The sequence below is a fragment of the Kribbella sp. VKM Ac-2568 genome (assembly GCF_004345365.1).
Taxonomy (GTDB): domain Bacteria; phylum Actinomycetota; class Actinomycetes; order Propionibacteriales; family Kribbellaceae; genus Kribbella; species Kribbella orskensis.
The window spans coordinates 264,486-280,083 of the sequence record NZ_SLVF01000013.1; the positions used below are offsets into that span (position 1 = coordinate 264,486).

The following is a 15,598-nucleotide window of genomic DNA, read 5'->3' on the forward strand; positions in this document are numbered from 1 at the left end:
CCGGAGTTCCCATCGGAGGCGATGGTTTCGCGGTCGGCGCCGTATTACGGGCCAGCGTGACCGTGGCCCGCGAACTCTGCCGGGTAGGCATGAACGACGGCTTTTCGCAGGCGCGGTACGGCGTGGGTGACTTCGTGTTCGGCGTTGTGGGCAAGGCGATGAGCCTCTGCGCCGTCAAAGGTGTCGACCACCAGGTCGACACCTGCGTGGAGCTCGTGGCCGATCCAGCGCATCCGCACTCGCCGCACCGACTGGCCCAGGGAGTGCGGCGAGAGCATCCTCCGCCTAGTCGACGGCGGCGGGGTCCACTGCCGTCGACTAGGCGCCGGAACACGTCGCGCCCCGCGGTACGCAGTACGCAGTACGACGAGGATGGCGAGGGTGATCAGCAGACCGATGAGCGGATCCGCCAGTGGGAATCCGGCGGCGACACCGGCCGCGCCGAGCACGACAGCCAGCGAGGTCAGACCGTCGGTGCGGGCGTGCAGTCCAGGCGGGCGGCGATCTCCCGGTTGCTCAGGCCCTCACTGACCAGCCCCGCGATCCGACTCCCCCAACACCGGTCAGCATCAGCAGACGGCAGCTCGACAGCAACCGCCTCGTGTCCGCTAGATCACGGCGGCGCCCCATGAAACTCGTCAGCTCAGCCGGCAACCGTCCACGAACCGCCGCAGGCCTCGACTCAGCCATGGCTCAGCCATGCCTCAGCCATGGCGCGGATCCTGCTGCTTGGGACCGGCTCGAGCCGCCACACTGATGGAGGGGCGGCCTCGCCATCGCTGCCTCTGGTTACGCCTTGTCGCTGGCGGCGGAGCTGCGCCGCCGGGTTAGTGCCGGCGTGCCAGTCAGGGGTGGACCGCAGGTAGCGTCCATCACCCGACGGGCTGCCGGTTTCCGTCAACCTGTCCGGAACTGCTGAGCGCCGCCGCAGCCTGCTCGCCATTGCCCGAGTAGAGGACGATGACGTTGATGATGGCCGCAGGGACCAGCAGGCAGAGAGCCACGACGAGCGTCAACGGCGAGACATCGGCGCTTGAGTCGATGAGGTCCCAGCGGCCGATCGCGATCGCCGCGCCGATGCAAGCCAGGAGTGATGTCTCGAGTACGTTGAGGTGTTCGTTGGCGCGCACGTGGAACCCAGCGGCCATCAGGCCGATGACGGCGAGCCCGATGGCCGCCAGGGGGGTCAGCCACGGCAGCGTTCCGGTCGCCTTGGGCAGCACCAGACCCACGGCGGCGAGGACCTCCGCGACGCCAACGAGGATCACCTGGGCGCGGGGCAGGTCGGCGAACCCGGTCCAGCGGTCGATACCGCGGCCGACGACCTTCGGGACTCCACCCGCGAGAAAGAAGAGGGCAAGGAAGCCTTGGGCGGTCCAGAGGACGACATGCAACGTTGTGTTCATGTTACTGCTCCTTCGCGTACGGGAAGGTCTGGCGGTCGGATCGTCGCTGCTTCCCTCTGCGGGACGCTTCCTTCCGCTGCCCACCGCGACGCCGAAAATTTGCATGAGAGATAATATGAGAACCGTATCATCTGTGTTCAGCATCAGCAAGCGCGCCGGAGGGCGGCGACCTCGACGATCCAGTCCTCGGAGTCGTCGCCTGTCGTGGATGACCTCCGACCAATCACGGCGACCTTCGAGCACATGTGCTATTGATACCTATGGATCTCGTGTAATGGAGTGCGAATCCACCGCCGCATCCAAGCGGAGTTGCACGAGGCAAGAGCATGCTCAGCTGCCGCACCTCGAGTCCGGGACTCCCGTTGGCGATTTGTCCCTCGACGGACCCCGGCCCACACGAGCGTGGCGTTCGGCTCCTCCCGGCTGTCGGCCTCGCTGGTGGTGAGGAGTCAGCAGCGTGACCGAACCCGGCGAGGCAGCTCCCTGGCAACGATCACCTTGACCCAGGGTCTCCGAGAGGGATCGCACCATGAAACCCCTCCACCTGCGGCCATCGCCAAGTGATCCCTGAAGGCCTGAAGCGGCCCGAGAGCTAGGCTTCGGCCTCAGCGAGCGTCGCAGTGGCGGACTGGCCGGCGGTGGTCGTGCGTCGGAGGAAGTCGACGACGAGCTCCAGGTCGCCCTCGGAGTAGTCCGCCAGGACGTCGTCCATCGTGCTGTTCATGCCCGAGTAGAGGTGGAAGACCTCGGCGTTGCGGTCGCGGAGGGCGCGCACAGTGACGGCACGGCGGTCGGTGGCCTCCGGGTCGCGTTCACGCGTGATCCAGCCTCCCCGTTGCAGGCGGTCGAGCACGCCCGTCATCGTCGCTGGATGCAGCCCCGCCCGCCTTGCCACGGTGCTCGGGCTCATCGGGCCGTACCGGCTGATGAGCTCAAGGCAGTCCAGGTCGACGTCCTTCAATTCGAGGTGCGTGCCGACCTGGTGGTTGAGCAACGACAGCTCGTTGCTCAACTCCCGCAGCAAGTCCTTGATCTCGATCGCCAGCCGCCGCCGGCGACGGGCCACGTTTGAAGACGCCGGACTCATAAAATCTGCTCCTCGTGTCGTACGACGTACGCACAATATCCTACTCAGCCTGCGCCTATCTGCACCACGAAAGACACCGAGCGCGGCGATGGTCGGCGGTACGATCGCCAGCTGCCACTGATCCCGCACGTCCACCACCCAATCAGCCGACGGATTCCGCATCACCCAGTCGGCCTGGCCCGAGTTGGCCCGTTGAACCTCCAACCCGGGCCCGGCCTGGGATGGATCCCACCAGGCGCCCAACCCGGCTGCGCTCACGCCGGCGCGGTTCGTACGCTGGTCCGAGCACCACGTCTAGGCCCGCGACCTAAGCACCCACTCGGACTGGGCACCTGCCACCACCAGCCCTCGAGTCGCCGGCTCGCCGACCTCGCCGCGAAGAACCGCGCCGTCACCAGCTCGTCGCGGATGAAGTTCTCGATCCGGTATTCGGCAGAGGTCGCCGGATAGGGCTCGGTCGACGGAATCTCACCCATTGCCGTGGTCATGGCCCAGGTCTCGATTGAGCAGCGTCGCGAACGCGCCGACCACCCTGGCCGGCGCAGGCCCGCGGCGGCTGCCGATGGTCGTGGGGCCTCCCACATGGAACGCACGGAAAGTGGCCCGGCTTCGGCGTCGACTCGTTGTCCGACGCGACTCTCAGCAAGGCCTGCCAGAGCGTCGCCATTGGTTCGTCGACTACTCGACACCGAGGGTGAATCCTCGGATGACCCGAGCGAGTTCCGCTGGCTGGTCCAGTGGGATGAGGGTGTAGCTGTCGTCTATCTCGACCAATTCGCCTAGCGGGAAGAGGTCGGTGAGGCGACGGCCGTGCTCAGGTGGCATCACGCGGTCCCTGGTCGCCCAGACCACGAGCGCGGGACGCCTATAGCTCGGCAGATGTTCCGCCGCCTCGACCAGGAGATGGGTGTCTGCCCCTACGGCTCGCAGCATTCGCGTGGCGTCGCGACGGATCTCGGGCTGCGTCAAGACTGGCTTCATCCATCGGGCGGTGGCAGCGTCTCCTCGCAGGGTCAGCCAGCCGAACGCAATCGGGAGCCGCCGGACGATCCGGGCGCGCATCTGCTGCATGAACAGCCCGAACATCCAGGGCGAGAGTTTGCCGGTCAGCACGAGGGTTTTGCCCGTCAATCCTGGCGGGAAGTTGTCGAACGCGTCGCAGGAGACGAGCACAACCCGTCCCACCCTGGCGGCGCCGTCGCGGATGATCACCTGGACGAGCGCCCCGCCGGTGTCGTTGCCGACCAAGGTGACGTCCCTCAGATCGAGGCGATCGAGGAATTCCGCGACCAAGCGAGCGAGCCCGGGCAGCGACAGATCAGCGTCGGCCGGCATCGCGTGACGATGCGCGCCGAAAGGGAGCGTCGGCGCTATGCAGCGGTGATCGGCGGACAGCCCAGCGATCGGGCCGTCCCAAAGCGAGCCGTCCATCATCAACCCGTGCAACAGCACAATCGTGGGTCCGTCCCCGCCGGTGTCTTCGTACTCGACCGTCCCGGTGGAGAGCTCGATCTGCTTCATGCCGATCTGTGCAGGGCCGTGAGTGGGCGGACCACCGGCTGATCAAGCAGGTGCCGGCGCAGGAAGGACAGCTCGGCCTCGACAACCCGCTCATGCGCATTCATAAAGGGTGCCCTCTCGCGTTCCACAGACATGACAACTCCAAGTCTCTCAGTCAGACGGCTGGACGCCGACGAGGTTTCTAGGCGTGCGGTGCGCTGCCGACTCGTCGCTGTTCGACTGTGCCGGGCGACGTGAGTTCGACTGTCCCGATCCCACCGGCCAAAGCCGGATGGCTGACGGTCGGACTCCTGCTGTGGTGTCCACTTAGCAGTGGTGTGCACTTAGAGATAATATACGAAAATCATACTATCTGATTTGCAACATATGTCAATTCGCTGTGCAACTTGCCGCCGCAGGACGGCGGCTCGAAGGACTCCGGCATCGGGCGCGAGGGCGTGAAGGCTGCGCTGCTCGACCTGACCGAGGACCGCGTGCTCGCGCTCACCGGCCTCGACCTCTGCTAGGTACTGCCTGTCGCCTGAGGATGAGGCGCAACTGGAAGCCCTCTTCACTTCGTTTGTGAGACGCCTGACACAGTCGCACCGGATAATGTGGAATTCATATAATCTGGCTCTCACACGAAGATGTCTGGAACGCATCTCGCAGAGAAGGGACAGGTCATGATCTTGGTTACCGGCGCGACCGGCACCGTTGGGCGCGAGGCCATTGGCGTGCTACGAGGCAGCGGCGCCGAAGTGGCTGCGGTCACTCGCGATCCGTCCACCGCAGCGCTGCCTGACGGCGTTCACGTCGTCGGGGCGGACCCGTCCAAGCCGCAAACGCTCAGCTCCGCTCTGGACGGCGTCGAGGCCGTCTTGCTGAGCCCGCGCGCTGTTTCGGGCGCTACAGCCGAATTGCTGTCGATGGCCGCCGATCGGGGCGCCAAGCGGGTAGTTGTACTGTCCGCGGCGACCGTGGAACATCCGGTTGGTCAACGCCGCTTCGTCGAGCAGTTCGAGTTGGCGGAGGAAGCCGCCAAGGCTTCCGGGCTGGCATGGACCTTCCTGCGGTCCGCCGACTTCGCGGCCAACGCCTTGGCCTGGGCGCCCCAGATCCGCGCCACCGGCGTAGTTCGCGGCGCCTACGGTGACGCGGCAACATCGCCCATTCACCAGCGGGATATAGCGACCGTCGCCGCGGAGGCGCTACTGAACGCCGGCCACGAAGGACGTTCCTACGTTCTGACCGGACCGCAATCGCTGAATCAGTACGACAAGGTGCGCCTCATCGGTCAAGCTCTCGGCCGAGAGCTCAGCTTCGCCGAGATGCCTCCCGAGCAGGTCCGCCAGGGCATGCTCGCCCAAGGGCTTCCCGAGGAGATCCCGGATCGCTTGCTCGGCTCACTCGCCGACTACGCACTGAAGCCGGGACCAACCACCGACAGTGTTCAACGTCTCCTGGGCCGGCCGGCGCTCTCGTTTGCCGAGTGGGCGTCCGAGAACGCCGCAGCCTTCCGGAACTGAAAGGTCGTATCACACAGATGTCCGCTTCGCCGCAACACCCAGTTGAAGACGCGATCGACTTCACCATCATGTACTCCACCCACGATGCCTTCCGGCGCGATCTCGAGCGCCTCGTGACCGCCGCGCTGGCCGGCACGGCCCTCACCCCAGCGGCTCAGGCCGGCTGGGAGAACTTCAAGAACCAACTCGTCGTTCATCACACGGTCGAGGACGCCGAGCTGTGGCCACGCGTCGAGCGCGCGGTAGCCGACCGGCCTCAGGACCTCACCCTGATGAAGGAGATGGAGGACGAACACGCCCTACTCGACCCGCTCCTCCACGCAGTCGATCAAGCCATGACACGGGGGTCCAACGATCTTGCCGAACTGACTCGTCAGCTGGCCGACGGGCTTGGCAACCACATGAAACACGAGGAGGAGAGCGCGCTTCCGCTCATCCAGGAAGTACTTACACCCCACGACTGGAGCGCCTTCCGTGGCGCGATGGCTCGCCGGCAAGGCCCCAAGGGCGCAGCGATGTACGTCCCGTGGATCCTCGACGGAGCATCGTCAAGCGAGCGCGAACGCTTCCTCGATGCGATGCCGCCGCCCATCCGGATCATCAATCGCCTGTTCTGGCAGTCCCGCTACCAGCGGCGAAAGCTCTGGGCGGCCTGATGCGACTCTAGAATTCGCAGGTCCAACCAAAGATGTCAGCGGTGGTCGGCAATATGGTCACCTGGCCACCGTGCGACTGCCCGGCAATCTCGGCCCGATAGCCAACCTGGCAGGGCCGGACATCCTGCCTTCGTGCATCGCGAGCGACCTGAGCCTGTTTCATGGCCTCTCCCATTCCGCTCGGGTTCACGAGTCCCGCTCCCTCGGCCGCCGACGATGTGGCAGATGATGCGCGGCGACGCCGTCACACGAGACTAGGGATAAGCCCGGATCCGTGGATGGCGAGCTGATCCGTCGGCGGGTCTGTCATATTACACGTAAACCGTACTATCTGAGGTCAAGGCGAGGCAGAGAGGCCTTCCAGACAGCGGGTTCGACCGCCTTGGTCAAGTGGTCGAGACCGCGCAGTCAGCGCACCAGAAGCCGATGATCGGTCAGTGGGGCAGGCCGGTGAGGTCGGCCATCAAGCTCATGTGGTGGTCGAAGTACTCGGTGCGGGCCTCGATCATGTCGTCGAGGCGGCCGAAGACCTCGAAGTTGAGTACGCCGAACAGATGCGTCCACGCGACCAGGACGCGGTCGAGACGCTCCTCCATCACGTCGCCCGGACGCTGCTCGATCAGGCGGCGGAGGTCCGCGCGGAGGGGGGCGCTGATCGGGGAGGCCTTGACTGGCCGGAGGCGGTCCGCGCCGTCGATGACGATGTCGATGAGCAGGAGAATCACCCTGGCGGCCGGTTTGACGGTGTCCGGTGGGGCTGCGTAGCCGGGGACCGGGGCGCCATAGATGAGGCCGTACTCGGCTGGGTTGGCGATCGCCCAGGTGCGTACGGCGCGGCAGACGGCGAGCCAGCGGCCGCGGAGATCGTCGCGCGGTACAGCGGAATCCGCCTCGGTCGCGGCCGCGGCCACGGCGTCATACGCGTCGATGATGAGGGCGGTGAGCAGGGCGTCGCGGCTCGGGAAGTAGCGGTAGAGGGCCGAGGCGACGATGTCCATGTCCCGGGCGACGGCGCGCAGGGACAGGTTCGCGCCGTCCGTGGCGAGGTGCCGGCGAGCGACAGCCTTGATCTCCTGGCTCATCTCCGAGCGGACCCGGGCGCGCAGTGACGGTGCGGACATTTCCTCAGTCTGTCACAGACTCGAGAACACAGGTACGTGGCGAGAACAGTGTTCTTGACCGCTGATCCGCGCGGTGCGTACAGTGAACCTATTCGAGAACACTGTTCTCGCCGAACCTGAAAGAGGAGTCACCCGCCATGTCCCTCCACGTCATCGTCGGAGCCGGCCCAGTCGGCTCGGCCACCGCGCGGCTACTCGCCGCCCACGGCGAACAGGTCCGCCTGATCACCCGCAGCGGCAGCGGCCCCCAGCCGGGCGTCGGCGGATCCGGGCCGGGCGAGGGTGGATCCGGGCCGGGCGACGGTGGATCCGGGCCGGGCGACGGTGGCTTCGCGCGGGTTGGCAGGGAGGCTGGGGTCGGGGGGATCGAGTGTGTTGCTGCGGATGCCAGCGACGCCGAGGTGTTGTCTCGACACGCCGAGGGGGCGGTGGCGCTCTACTTGTGTGCGGGGCCGGCCTATCACCGGTGGCCTACTGATTGGCCTCCCCTGGGAGCGGCGTTGGTGCGGACGGCTGAGGTGAGCCGAGCCGTGCTGGTGACTACCGCGAACCTCTACGGCTATGGCGGGGTCGATGGGCCGATGACGGAGGAGACCCCCTTGCGGCCCAACTCGGTCAAGGGTCAGGTTCGGGCCAAGCTGTGGGCGGACGCGCTGGCGGCCCATGAGGCGGGGCGGATTCGGACTGCGGAGGTGCGCGGGTCGGATTATCTGGGTGCGCGGACGGTCTCGCCGTTCAGTGTCATGGTGTTGCCAAAGGTGCTGACTGGCGAACGGGGTTCGATGCCGGCCGACTTGGATGCGCCGCACAGTTGGACGTACGTCGGTGATGTCGCGCGGACACTGATCGCGGTTGCCGCCGATGAGAGCACGTGGGGTCGGCCATGGCACGTGCCCACCCCCGAGCCGATGTCCGTGCGCGCGCTCGCCACACGAGCCGCCGAGCTTGCCGGAGCGCCGGCCGCGCGCGTCAGCAAGATGCCGGCGTTCGCCTTGCGCCTCGCCGGTCTGTTCAACCGGGACGCGCGCGAGATGATCGAGACGCAGTACCAGCGGCAGCGCCCTTTCGTCCTCGACTCCACCGCCGCAACCGTTGCCCTCGGCATCGAACCAACCTCCACCGACGTGGCCCTCCGTGAGACCATCGACGGCATCCGCACCCAGAGCTCTACCTGAAGCCGGGCCGCGCACCAGAAGGTCGGGCTGGCCGTTGACCGTGCCTTCTCGGGTACCCGGCCGGCCGATCTCGAGGAAGGCGTGCGCAAGATGAACGCGACGCGCTCGGCCGGGGTCATCGAGTCGAGCAGTAGAGAATGAAGGCATACTGATCGACTCGTCGAGGCTGACTCGGTCGGCCTGGTTAGCCGTGCTGCCGCCCGACCGCCCGCTGATCCATTCGGAGCCATCGGGCAGCGGCTCCGGAAGTCAGTCGCCCACGTAACGCTCCCATCGAGCCTGGCCGAGCCGAGCAGGTCCAGGCAGATGCGGCTGGCGACCCTCGTCAGCCAGGCGCCAGAAGACTTGATCGCCTCCTGCTGTCGTGAGGTCGCAGTTGCCCTCACCAGTACGACCACGCAGCGCATCAAACTGCCAGGTCCAGGGCTGGCCAAGTCACATTCCGACGGGCTGCCTCGTCGTACCAGTGAGATCAACACACCAGCCCGGCACCATGGCGTGCGGCAGCGCCATCGAAGGAAGTGAACCCGATGCACCAGGTCCTGATTCGACCGAGGCCGATTCGAACGGTCCGGCGCAGACGCCCGAGCGCCCTCGACCTTCGCACGCCGTCAGGTCGGCTCCTGCCGTTCTGATTTCCCCTCGACAAGCACACGACCACGAAGCTCCGATTGCACATCCATCACGCCTTCACCGGTGGCTGGTGCGCCGACTTCGACGACGACAACGACCGCCAACCTGACGATCCTCACTGGTGCGTCGACCATTGGCCCACCGTGCAGGATGCGATCCCCGCAGGGTGCCACCAACTAGCCAAACTCTCCGCCATCCTCCAGTCCACCCAGCCGCTGGCGCGCATGAGCGGTCTTGAACCATGCCCACCGAACTGGCCCTTTCAATTACGGAGGCCTAGCGGTACTGCGGTGTTGAATACTTGATGCGCGCCGAGTGATGCCGCCAACGCCCGAATCGAAGACTGCGGTTGCGTCTGGATCGTTCTGGGTGGCCGGGAAGACGCTGAGCGGGGTGATCTCGGGCAGCTCACCCGACGCGCTCGCTTCGGCGTGCAGAATGCGGTGCATCGCGGCGAGCACACGGTCTCGCACGGCAGGTCAACCCATGCTCGTGAGGGTTCACACCGGAACCGCCTTTCACGACAGCGCCACCGCTCGGTTCGGTCAGGGGGCTCTAAGTGCGGTGGTGTCGAATGCGACCAGGGAGTCCACGACAACTCCGTCGCGGATCGTCATCCGGTCGATGCCTTCCCACTCGACCGGCTCGTCGTTGACGGTGGCGAATCCGCGCCAGCTGATGAAGAGGGTCTCGCCTTCTTGGGCGTGACCGGTCACTTCGAGGCGGAGATCGGGGAATCGTGCGATTGTTCCGGCGACCCGTGCGGCCCAGGCGTCCGCACCGGTGATCGGCTCTGCCTGCCCGGGCCATCGGAGCACGATGTCGGGGTGGGTCAGCTCGCCGACTGCTTCTGGGGTCGGTTGCGACCAGAAGCTCGCCCAGCGGTTCACGAAATCAGGCATCAGATCTCCTTGGTTGTCGCGCCACTCGGGGAGGCGCCTGTCGGCAATTTAGCAACCGATCGATCGGTTTGTAAAGGCGATCGATCGGTTGCTAAGCTGTGGCCATGAGTCCTCGACGATCAGCCATCGATGCGCAGGCGACCCGCTCGAAGATCATCGAGGCGGCTGTTGCGATGGCGTCGAAGGAGGGGTTGGAGGGCGTCACCATCGGCCGTCTGGCTCTCGAGTTGAAGATGAGCAAGGCCGGCATCCTCGGTCATTTCGGCACGAAGGAGTCGTTGCAGCTGGCCACGTTCGACGCGGCGGTGGAGTCGATGCGTCATCAGGTGCCGGACAAAGTTGGAGCTCTTCCCGCTGGTCGGGATCGGCTGTTGCGGTTGTGTGACGCCTGGATCTCGTATCTCGAAGCGCAACAGGCGGCGGCGGGCGGTTGTCTGTTGATCGCTGCTGCCGCTGAGTTCGAGGGACGACCGGGCGCCGTGCGTACGGCGGTGCTGTCCGCGTCGAATGGTTGGCACGCCCTGCTCACCGGGGAGATCCAGGCCGCCATCGAGACCGGGGAGCTGCCGGCAGACACCGACGTGACTCAGCTCGTCTTCGAGCTCAACGGCGTGGCCCTCAGCGCCAACCAGGCAATCCAGTTGCACCGCGACCGGGCAGCCGGCGAGCGCGCCCGCCGCGCCGTCCACAAGATCATCCCTGACTCCGAAGAGACAGGCGCCAGGCCGACCCGGACGCCTACGCGTCGTAGCCGGGCGCAGGTGCGCGGGCGGTAGCGCTGCCGCACCGATGTGTCCACGCCCAGCTCAGCGAGGTACTCAGTGGTCGCGGGGTCTACGCCGAGATGGGGCAGCAGGTCGTTCAGTTTCCGTAGGTCTCGATCGGAAGGCTCACGCAGTATCCGCCTGGTCTGCCACCGACCGCCGCCACCAGAGCCATACGAGCCATCACCAACCGAGGAAACACTTGGAACTCGGCGGTAACGCCGTACTCATCGGGCATGGCCACGTCCTTATTGCAAATGATTGTCGCTTTCGCAATGATTGTCGCCGCTGTCAGTGTTCGTGGACGTGGTCGCCGTGCTGGTAGTGCCGATGCCCATCGTGCAAATGATCGACGTGGTCTTCGTGCTCGACCGTCTCGCACCCGTCCCCCTCGGTGTGCGCATCGCCGTGATTCGCGTGCATCTTGCTTTCCGGATGCTGTTCGCCGTTGTGGACATGGTCCAAATGGTCGCCGTGGGACACCGTCTCGCACCCGTCGTCGGGCAAGTGCTCGTGGTCGAGCCGCTCGCTGTGCGTGCTCATGGAGCCTCCTTCAGGTCGCGTCCCTTCCACCTTCTCCCCGTGCCCTGACTACGACAAGGGCCGCGGCGGATCAGCGCGGCAGACGGGGGTTTGTCACAGGGCAGGGGTCATCAGCGCCAGCACCGCTGCCATCCCGGCACACGACACCTGTGGCAGCCGCACAGGACGCGGTGGCCCGGTGCCTGCACCACTCGGACCAGCCACCAAACAGCCGCCAGGATCAGCAGACCTGCCACTACCACGCCTGGCTGACCCCCAGCGCGCGGCACACGACCGCGTGCGGCACTGTCCCTGTGGGCAGCGATGAACCCGGCGACGGCTACCGGCCCATCGCATCCCCGACCCAGAGGGCCACCGAGCGCTTGAGCCCTCCGCTCCATCGCGACTTCCGCGTTCTCCAGCCGCAACCTGGCCCGCTCGGCCCGCTCGTCCTCACTCAGCCGCCCATCACCACCGTGGGCCCGCCGGTCCCTGGCCACCCAGTTCGCCAACGTGCCCGAGTTGACGCCCAACTCCCTGGCCACCAGCGCGATCGGCTTACCGGTCTCCCGAACAATCCGGACCGCCCTGGCGCGGAACCAGCCGGACGCGTCGACAGCGTACGTCGGGCCCGTGCAGTGGCCGGCTGACTAGTCGCCGTGGAAGACGTCGCAGTAGACCCCGGCCTGAAGGTCGGTGTGGAAACTGCGGCCGGTGAATGCCGAGCTCTCGTGTCGGCCGTCTTCCCGCCACTCGTGGACGGCGGGCCTTCGTCGTTCGAGCTGTACTCGTAGCTCGACATCACCTTCGGCGTCCCGTACGTCCAGGCCGGCATGAACCCGTTCGCCATCGCGTAACGGCCGTTGTCGCAGAACGTCAGTACGCCGCTCCCCCGCTGGGCGTCGTGGTTGTCCGGCGTTCGACCGCGGACGTTCGCAGGGCCCAGCGGCGTAGTTGGCGGTCGCGGACGTTTCGACGCTTAGCCATTTAGCCAGTCGGGGCGGGCGAGGTCACCGTCGTCGAGCCACGCGGTGCCGGCCTTGTCTCGGTGTGGGCCCTGGTGGTAGCCGAGGATGCACGGATAGTCGGTGTGTGGGTTGCGGCCGTCGCAATCCAGTTCTTGTGCTGAGCGCAGCACCGGCCACTCGCGCGCCCGCCGCCCAATCAGATCCACTTCCCCGTCCTCCAATCACAGCTAACGCTTGGATCGGCCAGGGCGACAGGGCAGGGGAACCGCGCACCGCCCTACGCACGCTCGGGGCTCACCCATCGCCCTGACCGTGGGTAGACGGTAGGAGTTCAGAAGGCGTCACGACTACAAGTTTGCACGGGCTTGCACGGCTATTCGAGGACTTCGAGCGCAGTGGCGATCAGGCGGCGCGCGGGGGCTCCGACGACGGCGATTTCGGCGAGGCGGGTGAAGGCGTCGGCGTACATCGCGATCTCGCCGGGCTGGGTGATGGTGAGGAAGCCGGAGATCAGTTCGACGTTGACCTGGGCGTCGTCGAAGATCCAGAAATCCTCGACTGGGGGCATCGCGGTGCGGTCCGCGCCGAGGGGCAGAATGCCGAGGGAGACCGACGGCAGCTCGCTGACGGTGAGGAGGTATCCGAGCTGGCCGGCCATGACGTCGGTGTCCCCCATGACATTTCGGAGGACAGCCTCCTCGATCAAGACGGCGAACGTTCGGTCCTTCTGGTGGAGTAACTTCAGGCGCTCGTTGCGCACCTTGACGGCACCCTCGACGTCATCTGGCAGTCCGCGGCGGGCTGCGGTGCCGCTGAGGAGGGCGCGCGTGTAGCTCTCGGTCTGTACGGCGCCGGGGATCAGCCAAGGCGAGTACGTGCGGAAGCGTCGGGTGCGCTGCCACAGCGGTATCACGGACTCGTGGGCGCGGCGAAGTCCCCCACGTTCCATCCGCTTCCACTGAACGAACATGCCCTCGATCGCTTCCAGCGAGGCGATGAGATCGGCGATCTGGTCGGAGGCTTCGCACTCTGTGGCCCAGAGACGAATGTCTTCGGCCGACGGTGAGGTCTTGCCGTTCTCGATGCGCGAGACCTTCGATTCGTGCCAGCCGCACGACAACGCGAGGGCCCGTCCGGTGAGACCGGCGGTCTTCCGGATCTCACCGAGACGGGCACCAAAGTCACGTTTGGCCTTCTGGGCGTTCGAGAAGGCAGGGGGCGTCGGCAACGGCTACAGGCCTCGTGTCAGCTCGTTTGGTACTCGTTGTGCGGGATCGCTCGATCCCACACGGCGTCGAACGCTGCTAGGCACAACTTAGCCAGGTCGGGATCGTCGGTGCGCTCTTCACCCACCCAGGTCCCGTTGCCGTCGCAGAAGTTCCAGAGCACAACCTGCTCGTCGAACACCCAGAAGTCGTTCGGTGGGACCAACAATCCGGCCGTCCGCTGCCGCGGCAGCCAACGCACCTGCTCGCCGGCGGCGATGTTGTGCGGCTCGGTGACGTCGTATTCGAATTGCACGTACTCACTGAGCGGCTCCGACACGATGCGAGCGCGCCGGATGTCGACGCCTCTGCTGGTCGTGTCGCGCACAAGGTCGTGGAATGTCCGCCAGCGCACAGCAGGATCGAAGTGGTTGCCCGCCTTCCACTCGTTCCAGTCGGGGTCTTCAGGCTCGTACACATCCCGGGTCTCGAGGTGCAGCGCGCTGCGCTGAGCCGACCGGAACAGTTGGAAGGCGAGAGGTTCAGCCGTCACCCATCGCTCCTCTCAGCACCGACGCCATCCGAGCCGGGATCCGGACCACCGTCTCGTTCTCCTGAACTGGAGCTGTGGCGTTCACCTCCGCGATCGTCTCAGTGTCGAGCTTGTATCCCTGAATCACCAGGCTGCCGTCGGCCTCGTCGACCCACACGGTCGGGCAGTTCGTGTTCGGGCAGGTGGTGTCGGTACCGATGTATCGGAGTGCCATGATCTCTACCCCATCTCGCGAGCTTGCATGGACTTGCAGCATAGATGAAGGTGATCAGGCGCCAGGAGCTATTGGCGTGTCACGCGCCGCCGACTCGTCGTGGTCCAAGCGTTGAGCTGCCGCACATCAACACGACGGAGGTGCGGCGCGAGGCCTACGTGAAGGATCAGTGGACTCGGGCGGTGGAGCAGACGGACGGAACGACGGCGCGGGTTCGGACCGCCAAATGGGGCGAGGGAAGCGGTGGCTGGCGGGGGGGTGGATCCGAGGGGCGGGAGCGGTCGAAGGCGTTTGGGACTAAGACGGCGACCGAGCGGCATGGGGCTGCGATGGAGACGGATCGGGAGCGTGGGGAGTACATCGATCCGGATGCCGGGAAGGTTCGGTTTGAGGAGGTTGCCGAGAGGTGGCTCGCTTCGAGGGTGGTGGATCCGGCTACCGCTCTCAAGTACGAGTCGTCTTTGCGGCTGCACGGGCCGCCGGCCGGTCCCCCACAACCCACTGGGAACCAGACGACGGCCAGTCGCTCGACGAGCCTGGAATCAGACTCTGACCTGCGCAAACACCTACCGGATGCGCATGCCGGAGATGGCTCGGGCTATTACCAGGCGCTGGATTTCGCTGGTGCCTTCGAAGATGGTGTAGATCTCCTCGGTGCTCGCCGGAACAGTCCACCACGCAGCGCCGATCCGTCCCTGACCTGCGGTTTCGCCGCTCGGCAACTGGCGCCAGTTCCCACCACTTGCCGACGTCTCACGGAACTGTCACGGAACACTAGGACACCTGCTTAGACCGCAAGTCCCCCAACCCATCCGCGACCCAAGCCCTCCAACGCGCCTTCGAAGACACCTAGCTGCCCTGAGCCGCCTGCAACATCTCGCCGCGGCCAGTGCCGAAGCACGAAAGGACATCGCACGCCTCTGCAGCAAGCACCAGTGGCGTCCAGAGTGGTGTACGGCAGGCTCACTGATGGGCGTGGCGTAGACGTGTGAAAGCGGTCATCGCGTGATCCTTTGGAAGACCTCTCACAGACTTCTGAAGGAGAACTACGCGATGACGGCGAACACCAGTATCGACCCTGCCGAGTTCCTGCAAGACCAGTTGGCGATCGCGTCGCCGGATCTGTTGCGTGAAATGTTAGGCACGTTCATCCAGGCACTGTTGTCAGCGGATGCCGACGCGGTCTGCGGCGCCCCGTACGGTGTGCCGAGCCCAGGCGCCTCTGCGCCCTGCGCATCCACCGACACCAACTCACGACCGACGTCGGTGGAAGTGGCGTCCAGCAGAGTGGTGTACGGCAGGCCCGGATGGGCGTGGCGTAGACGTGTGAAAGCGGTCATCGCGTGATCCTTTGGAAGACCTCTCA

General features: G+C 65.9%; 17 protein-coding genes and 1 pseudogene. 5 read left to right on the forward strand and 13 right to left on the reverse strand.

Features of this window, described 5'->3' with window-relative positions; genetic code table 11:
• Positions 1 to 44: 44 nt before the first annotated feature.
• The 4 genes from EV648_RS43450 to EV648_RS33420 all read right to left on the reverse strand — a co-directional run bounded on the left by EV648_RS43450 (position 45) and on the right by EV648_RS33420 (position 4,014).
• Positions 45 to 449 (reverse strand): hypothetical protein, encoded by a 405-nt coding sequence (locus EV648_RS43450; protein ID WP_199234949.1) that lies wholly within the window; start codon positions 447 to 449, stop codon positions 45 to 47.
• A 423-nt stretch (positions 450 to 872) separates the two neighbouring features.
• Positions 873 to 1,406: a DoxX family protein gene (locus EV648_RS33410; protein WP_132299098.1), complete on the reverse strand. Its 534-nt coding sequence runs from the start codon at positions 1,404 to 1,406 to the stop codon at positions 873 to 875.
• A 592-nt stretch (positions 1,407 to 1,998) separates the two neighbouring features.
• On the reverse strand, positions 1,999 to 2,493 hold the full coding sequence (locus EV648_RS33415; protein ID WP_132299099.1) for a MarR family winged helix-turn-helix transcriptional regulator: 495 nt from the start codon (positions 2,491 to 2,493) through the stop codon (positions 1,999 to 2,001).
• A gap of 678 nt (positions 2,494 to 3,171) precedes the next feature.
• Entirely contained in the window at positions 3,172 to 4,014 is an 843-nt protein-coding gene (locus EV648_RS33420; RefSeq protein WP_132299100.1) for an alpha/beta fold hydrolase, read from the reverse strand.
• 662 nt (positions 4,015 to 4,676) lie between these two features.
• On the opposite strand from EV648_RS33420, the gene EV648_RS33425 reads away from it, so the two are divergent.
• Positions 4,677 to 5,519 (forward strand): NAD(P)H-binding protein, encoded by an 843-nt coding sequence (locus EV648_RS33425; protein WP_132299101.1) that lies wholly within the window; start codon positions 4,677 to 4,679, stop codon positions 5,517 to 5,519.
• Positions 5,520 to 5,536: 17 nt separating this feature from the next.
• On the forward strand, positions 5,537 to 6,175 hold the full coding sequence (locus EV648_RS33430; protein WP_132299102.1) for a hemerythrin domain-containing protein: 639 nt from the start codon (positions 5,537 to 5,539) through the stop codon (positions 6,173 to 6,175).
• A 434-nt stretch (positions 6,176 to 6,609) separates the two neighbouring features.
• Here the strand turns inward: EV648_RS33430 and EV648_RS33435 are convergent, their stop codons facing one another.
• Positions 6,610 to 7,296 carry a TetR/AcrR family transcriptional regulator gene (locus EV648_RS33435; RefSeq protein WP_132299103.1) on the reverse strand — a complete coding sequence of 229 codons (687 nt, stop codon included), beginning with the start codon at positions 7,294 to 7,296 and terminating at the stop codon, positions 6,610 to 6,612.
• A 137-nt stretch (positions 7,297 to 7,433) separates the two neighbouring features.
• On the opposite strand from EV648_RS33435, the gene EV648_RS33440 reads away from it, so the two are divergent.
• Positions 7,434 to 8,471, forward strand: a complete 1,038-nt coding sequence (locus EV648_RS33440) for an NAD-dependent epimerase/dehydratase family protein (protein ID WP_241995839.1) — start codon at positions 7,434 to 7,436, stop codon at positions 8,469 to 8,471.
• A 611-nt stretch (positions 8,472 to 9,082) separates the two neighbouring features.
• Here EV648_RS33440 and EV648_RS42830 read toward each other — a convergent pair.
• Both EV648_RS42830 and EV648_RS33450 read right to left on the reverse strand, forming a co-directional pair.
• Entirely contained in the window at positions 9,083 to 9,238 is a 156-nt protein-coding gene (locus EV648_RS42830) for a hypothetical protein (protein WP_158294136.1), read from the reverse strand.
• 411 nt (positions 9,239 to 9,649) lie between these two features.
• Complete coding sequence (locus EV648_RS33450; protein WP_132299104.1) at positions 9,650 to 10,006, reverse strand: nuclear transport factor 2 family protein; 357 nt, start codon at positions 10,004 to 10,006, stop codon at positions 9,650 to 9,652.
• Positions 10,007 to 10,110: 104 nt separating this feature from the next.
• Between EV648_RS33450 and EV648_RS33455 the strand changes: the two genes are divergently transcribed.
• Positions 10,111 to 10,782 carry a TetR/AcrR family transcriptional regulator gene (locus tag EV648_RS33455; protein WP_132299105.1) on the forward strand — a complete coding sequence of 224 codons (672 nt, stop codon included), beginning with the start codon at positions 10,111 to 10,113 and terminating at the stop codon, positions 10,780 to 10,782.
• 279 nt (positions 10,783 to 11,061) lie between these two features.
• Here EV648_RS33455 and EV648_RS33460 read toward each other — a convergent pair whose 3' ends face one another.
• The 6 genes and pseudogenes from EV648_RS33460 to EV648_RS33485 form a co-directional block, all read right to left on the reverse strand.
• Positions 11,062 to 11,313, reverse strand: coding sequence for a hypothetical protein (locus EV648_RS33460; protein ID WP_132299106.1), 252 nt, complete (start codon positions 11,311 to 11,313; stop codon positions 11,062 to 11,064).
• 110 nt (positions 11,314 to 11,423) lie between these two features.
• Positions 11,424 to 11,879: pseudogene (locus EV648_RS45355) on the reverse strand (transposase); the annotation flags it as partial.
• A gap of 392 nt (positions 11,880 to 12,271) precedes the next feature.
• The gene (locus EV648_RS33470) at positions 12,272 to 12,466 is read right to left on the reverse strand and encodes a hypothetical protein (RefSeq protein WP_199234950.1); all 195 of its coding nucleotides are present in this window, start codon (positions 12,464 to 12,466) and stop codon (positions 12,272 to 12,274) included.
• Between the two features lie 167 nt (positions 12,467 to 12,633).
• The gene (locus EV648_RS33475; RefSeq protein ID WP_132299108.1) at positions 12,634 to 13,488 is read right to left on the reverse strand and encodes a helix-turn-helix transcriptional regulator; all 855 of its coding nucleotides are present in this window, start codon (positions 13,486 to 13,488) and stop codon (positions 12,634 to 12,636) included.
• Between the two features lie 17 nt (positions 13,489 to 13,505).
• Positions 13,506 to 14,018 (reverse strand): DUF6879 family protein, encoded by a 513-nt coding sequence (locus EV648_RS33480; RefSeq protein ID WP_132299109.1) that lies wholly within the window; start codon positions 14,016 to 14,018, stop codon positions 13,506 to 13,508.
• A complete protein-coding gene (locus EV648_RS33485) occupies positions 14,008 to 14,232 on the reverse strand; it encodes a hypothetical protein (protein ID WP_132299110.1) in 225 nt (74 codons plus the stop codon). Before EV648_RS33485 ends, EV648_RS33480 begins: the two co-directional genes overlap by 11 nt.
• A 1,053-nt stretch (positions 14,233 to 15,285) precedes the next feature.
• On the opposite strand from EV648_RS33485, the gene EV648_RS45360 reads away from it, so the two are divergent.
• A complete protein-coding gene (locus EV648_RS45360; protein ID WP_199234951.1) occupies positions 15,286 to 15,579 on the forward strand; it encodes a hypothetical protein in 294 nt (97 codons plus the stop codon).
• Positions 15,580 to 15,598 lie beyond the last annotated feature (19 nt).

Excerpts from the sequence above, each read along its gene's own strand:
- EV648_RS33435 (WP_132299103.1), bottom strand. The coding sequence starts at position 7,296 with ATGTCCGCACCGTCACTGCGCGCCCGGGTCCGCTCGGAGATGAGCCAG.
- EV648_RS33415 (WP_132299099.1), bottom strand. The coding sequence starts at position 2,493 with ATGAGTCCGGCGTCTTCAAACGTGGCCCGTCGCCGGCGGCGGCTGGCG.
- EV648_RS33425 (WP_132299101.1), top strand. The coding sequence starts at position 4,677 with ATGATCTTGGTTACCGGCGCGACCGGCACCGTTGGGCGCGAGGCCATT.
- EV648_RS33455 (WP_132299105.1), top strand. The coding sequence starts at position 10,111 with ATGAGTCCTCGACGATCAGCCATCGATGCGCAGGCGACCCGCTCGAAG.
- EV648_RS33420 (WP_132299100.1), bottom strand. The coding sequence starts at position 4,014 with ATGAAGCAGATCGAGCTCTCCACCGGGACGGTCGAGTACGAAGACACC.
- EV648_RS42830 (WP_158294136.1), bottom strand. The coding sequence starts at position 9,238 with ATGGTCGACGCACCAGTGAGGATCGTCAGGTTGGCGGTCGTTGTCGTC.
- EV648_RS33410 (WP_132299098.1), bottom strand. The coding sequence starts at position 1,406 with ATGAACACAACGTTGCATGTCGTCCTCTGGACCGCCCAAGGCTTCCTT.
- EV648_RS33440 (WP_241995839.1), top strand. The coding sequence starts at position 7,434 with ATGTCCCTCCACGTCATCGTCGGAGCCGGCCCAGTCGGCTCGGCCACC.
- EV648_RS33485 (WP_132299110.1), bottom strand. The coding sequence starts at position 14,232 with ATGGCACTCCGATACATCGGTACCGACACCACCTGCCCGAACACGAAC.
- EV648_RS45360 (WP_199234951.1), top strand. The coding sequence starts at position 15,286 with ATGACGGCGAACACCAGTATCGACCCTGCCGAGTTCCTGCAAGACCAG.
- EV648_RS33460 (WP_132299106.1), bottom strand. The coding sequence starts at position 11,313 with ATGAGCACGCACAGCGAGCGGCTCGACCACGAGCACTTGCCCGACGAC.
- EV648_RS33450 (WP_132299104.1), bottom strand. The coding sequence starts at position 10,006 with ATGCCTGATTTCGTGAACCGCTGGGCGAGCTTCTGGTCGCAACCGACC.
- EV648_RS33430 (WP_132299102.1), top strand. The coding sequence starts at position 5,537 with ATGTCCGCTTCGCCGCAACACCCAGTTGAAGACGCGATCGACTTCACC.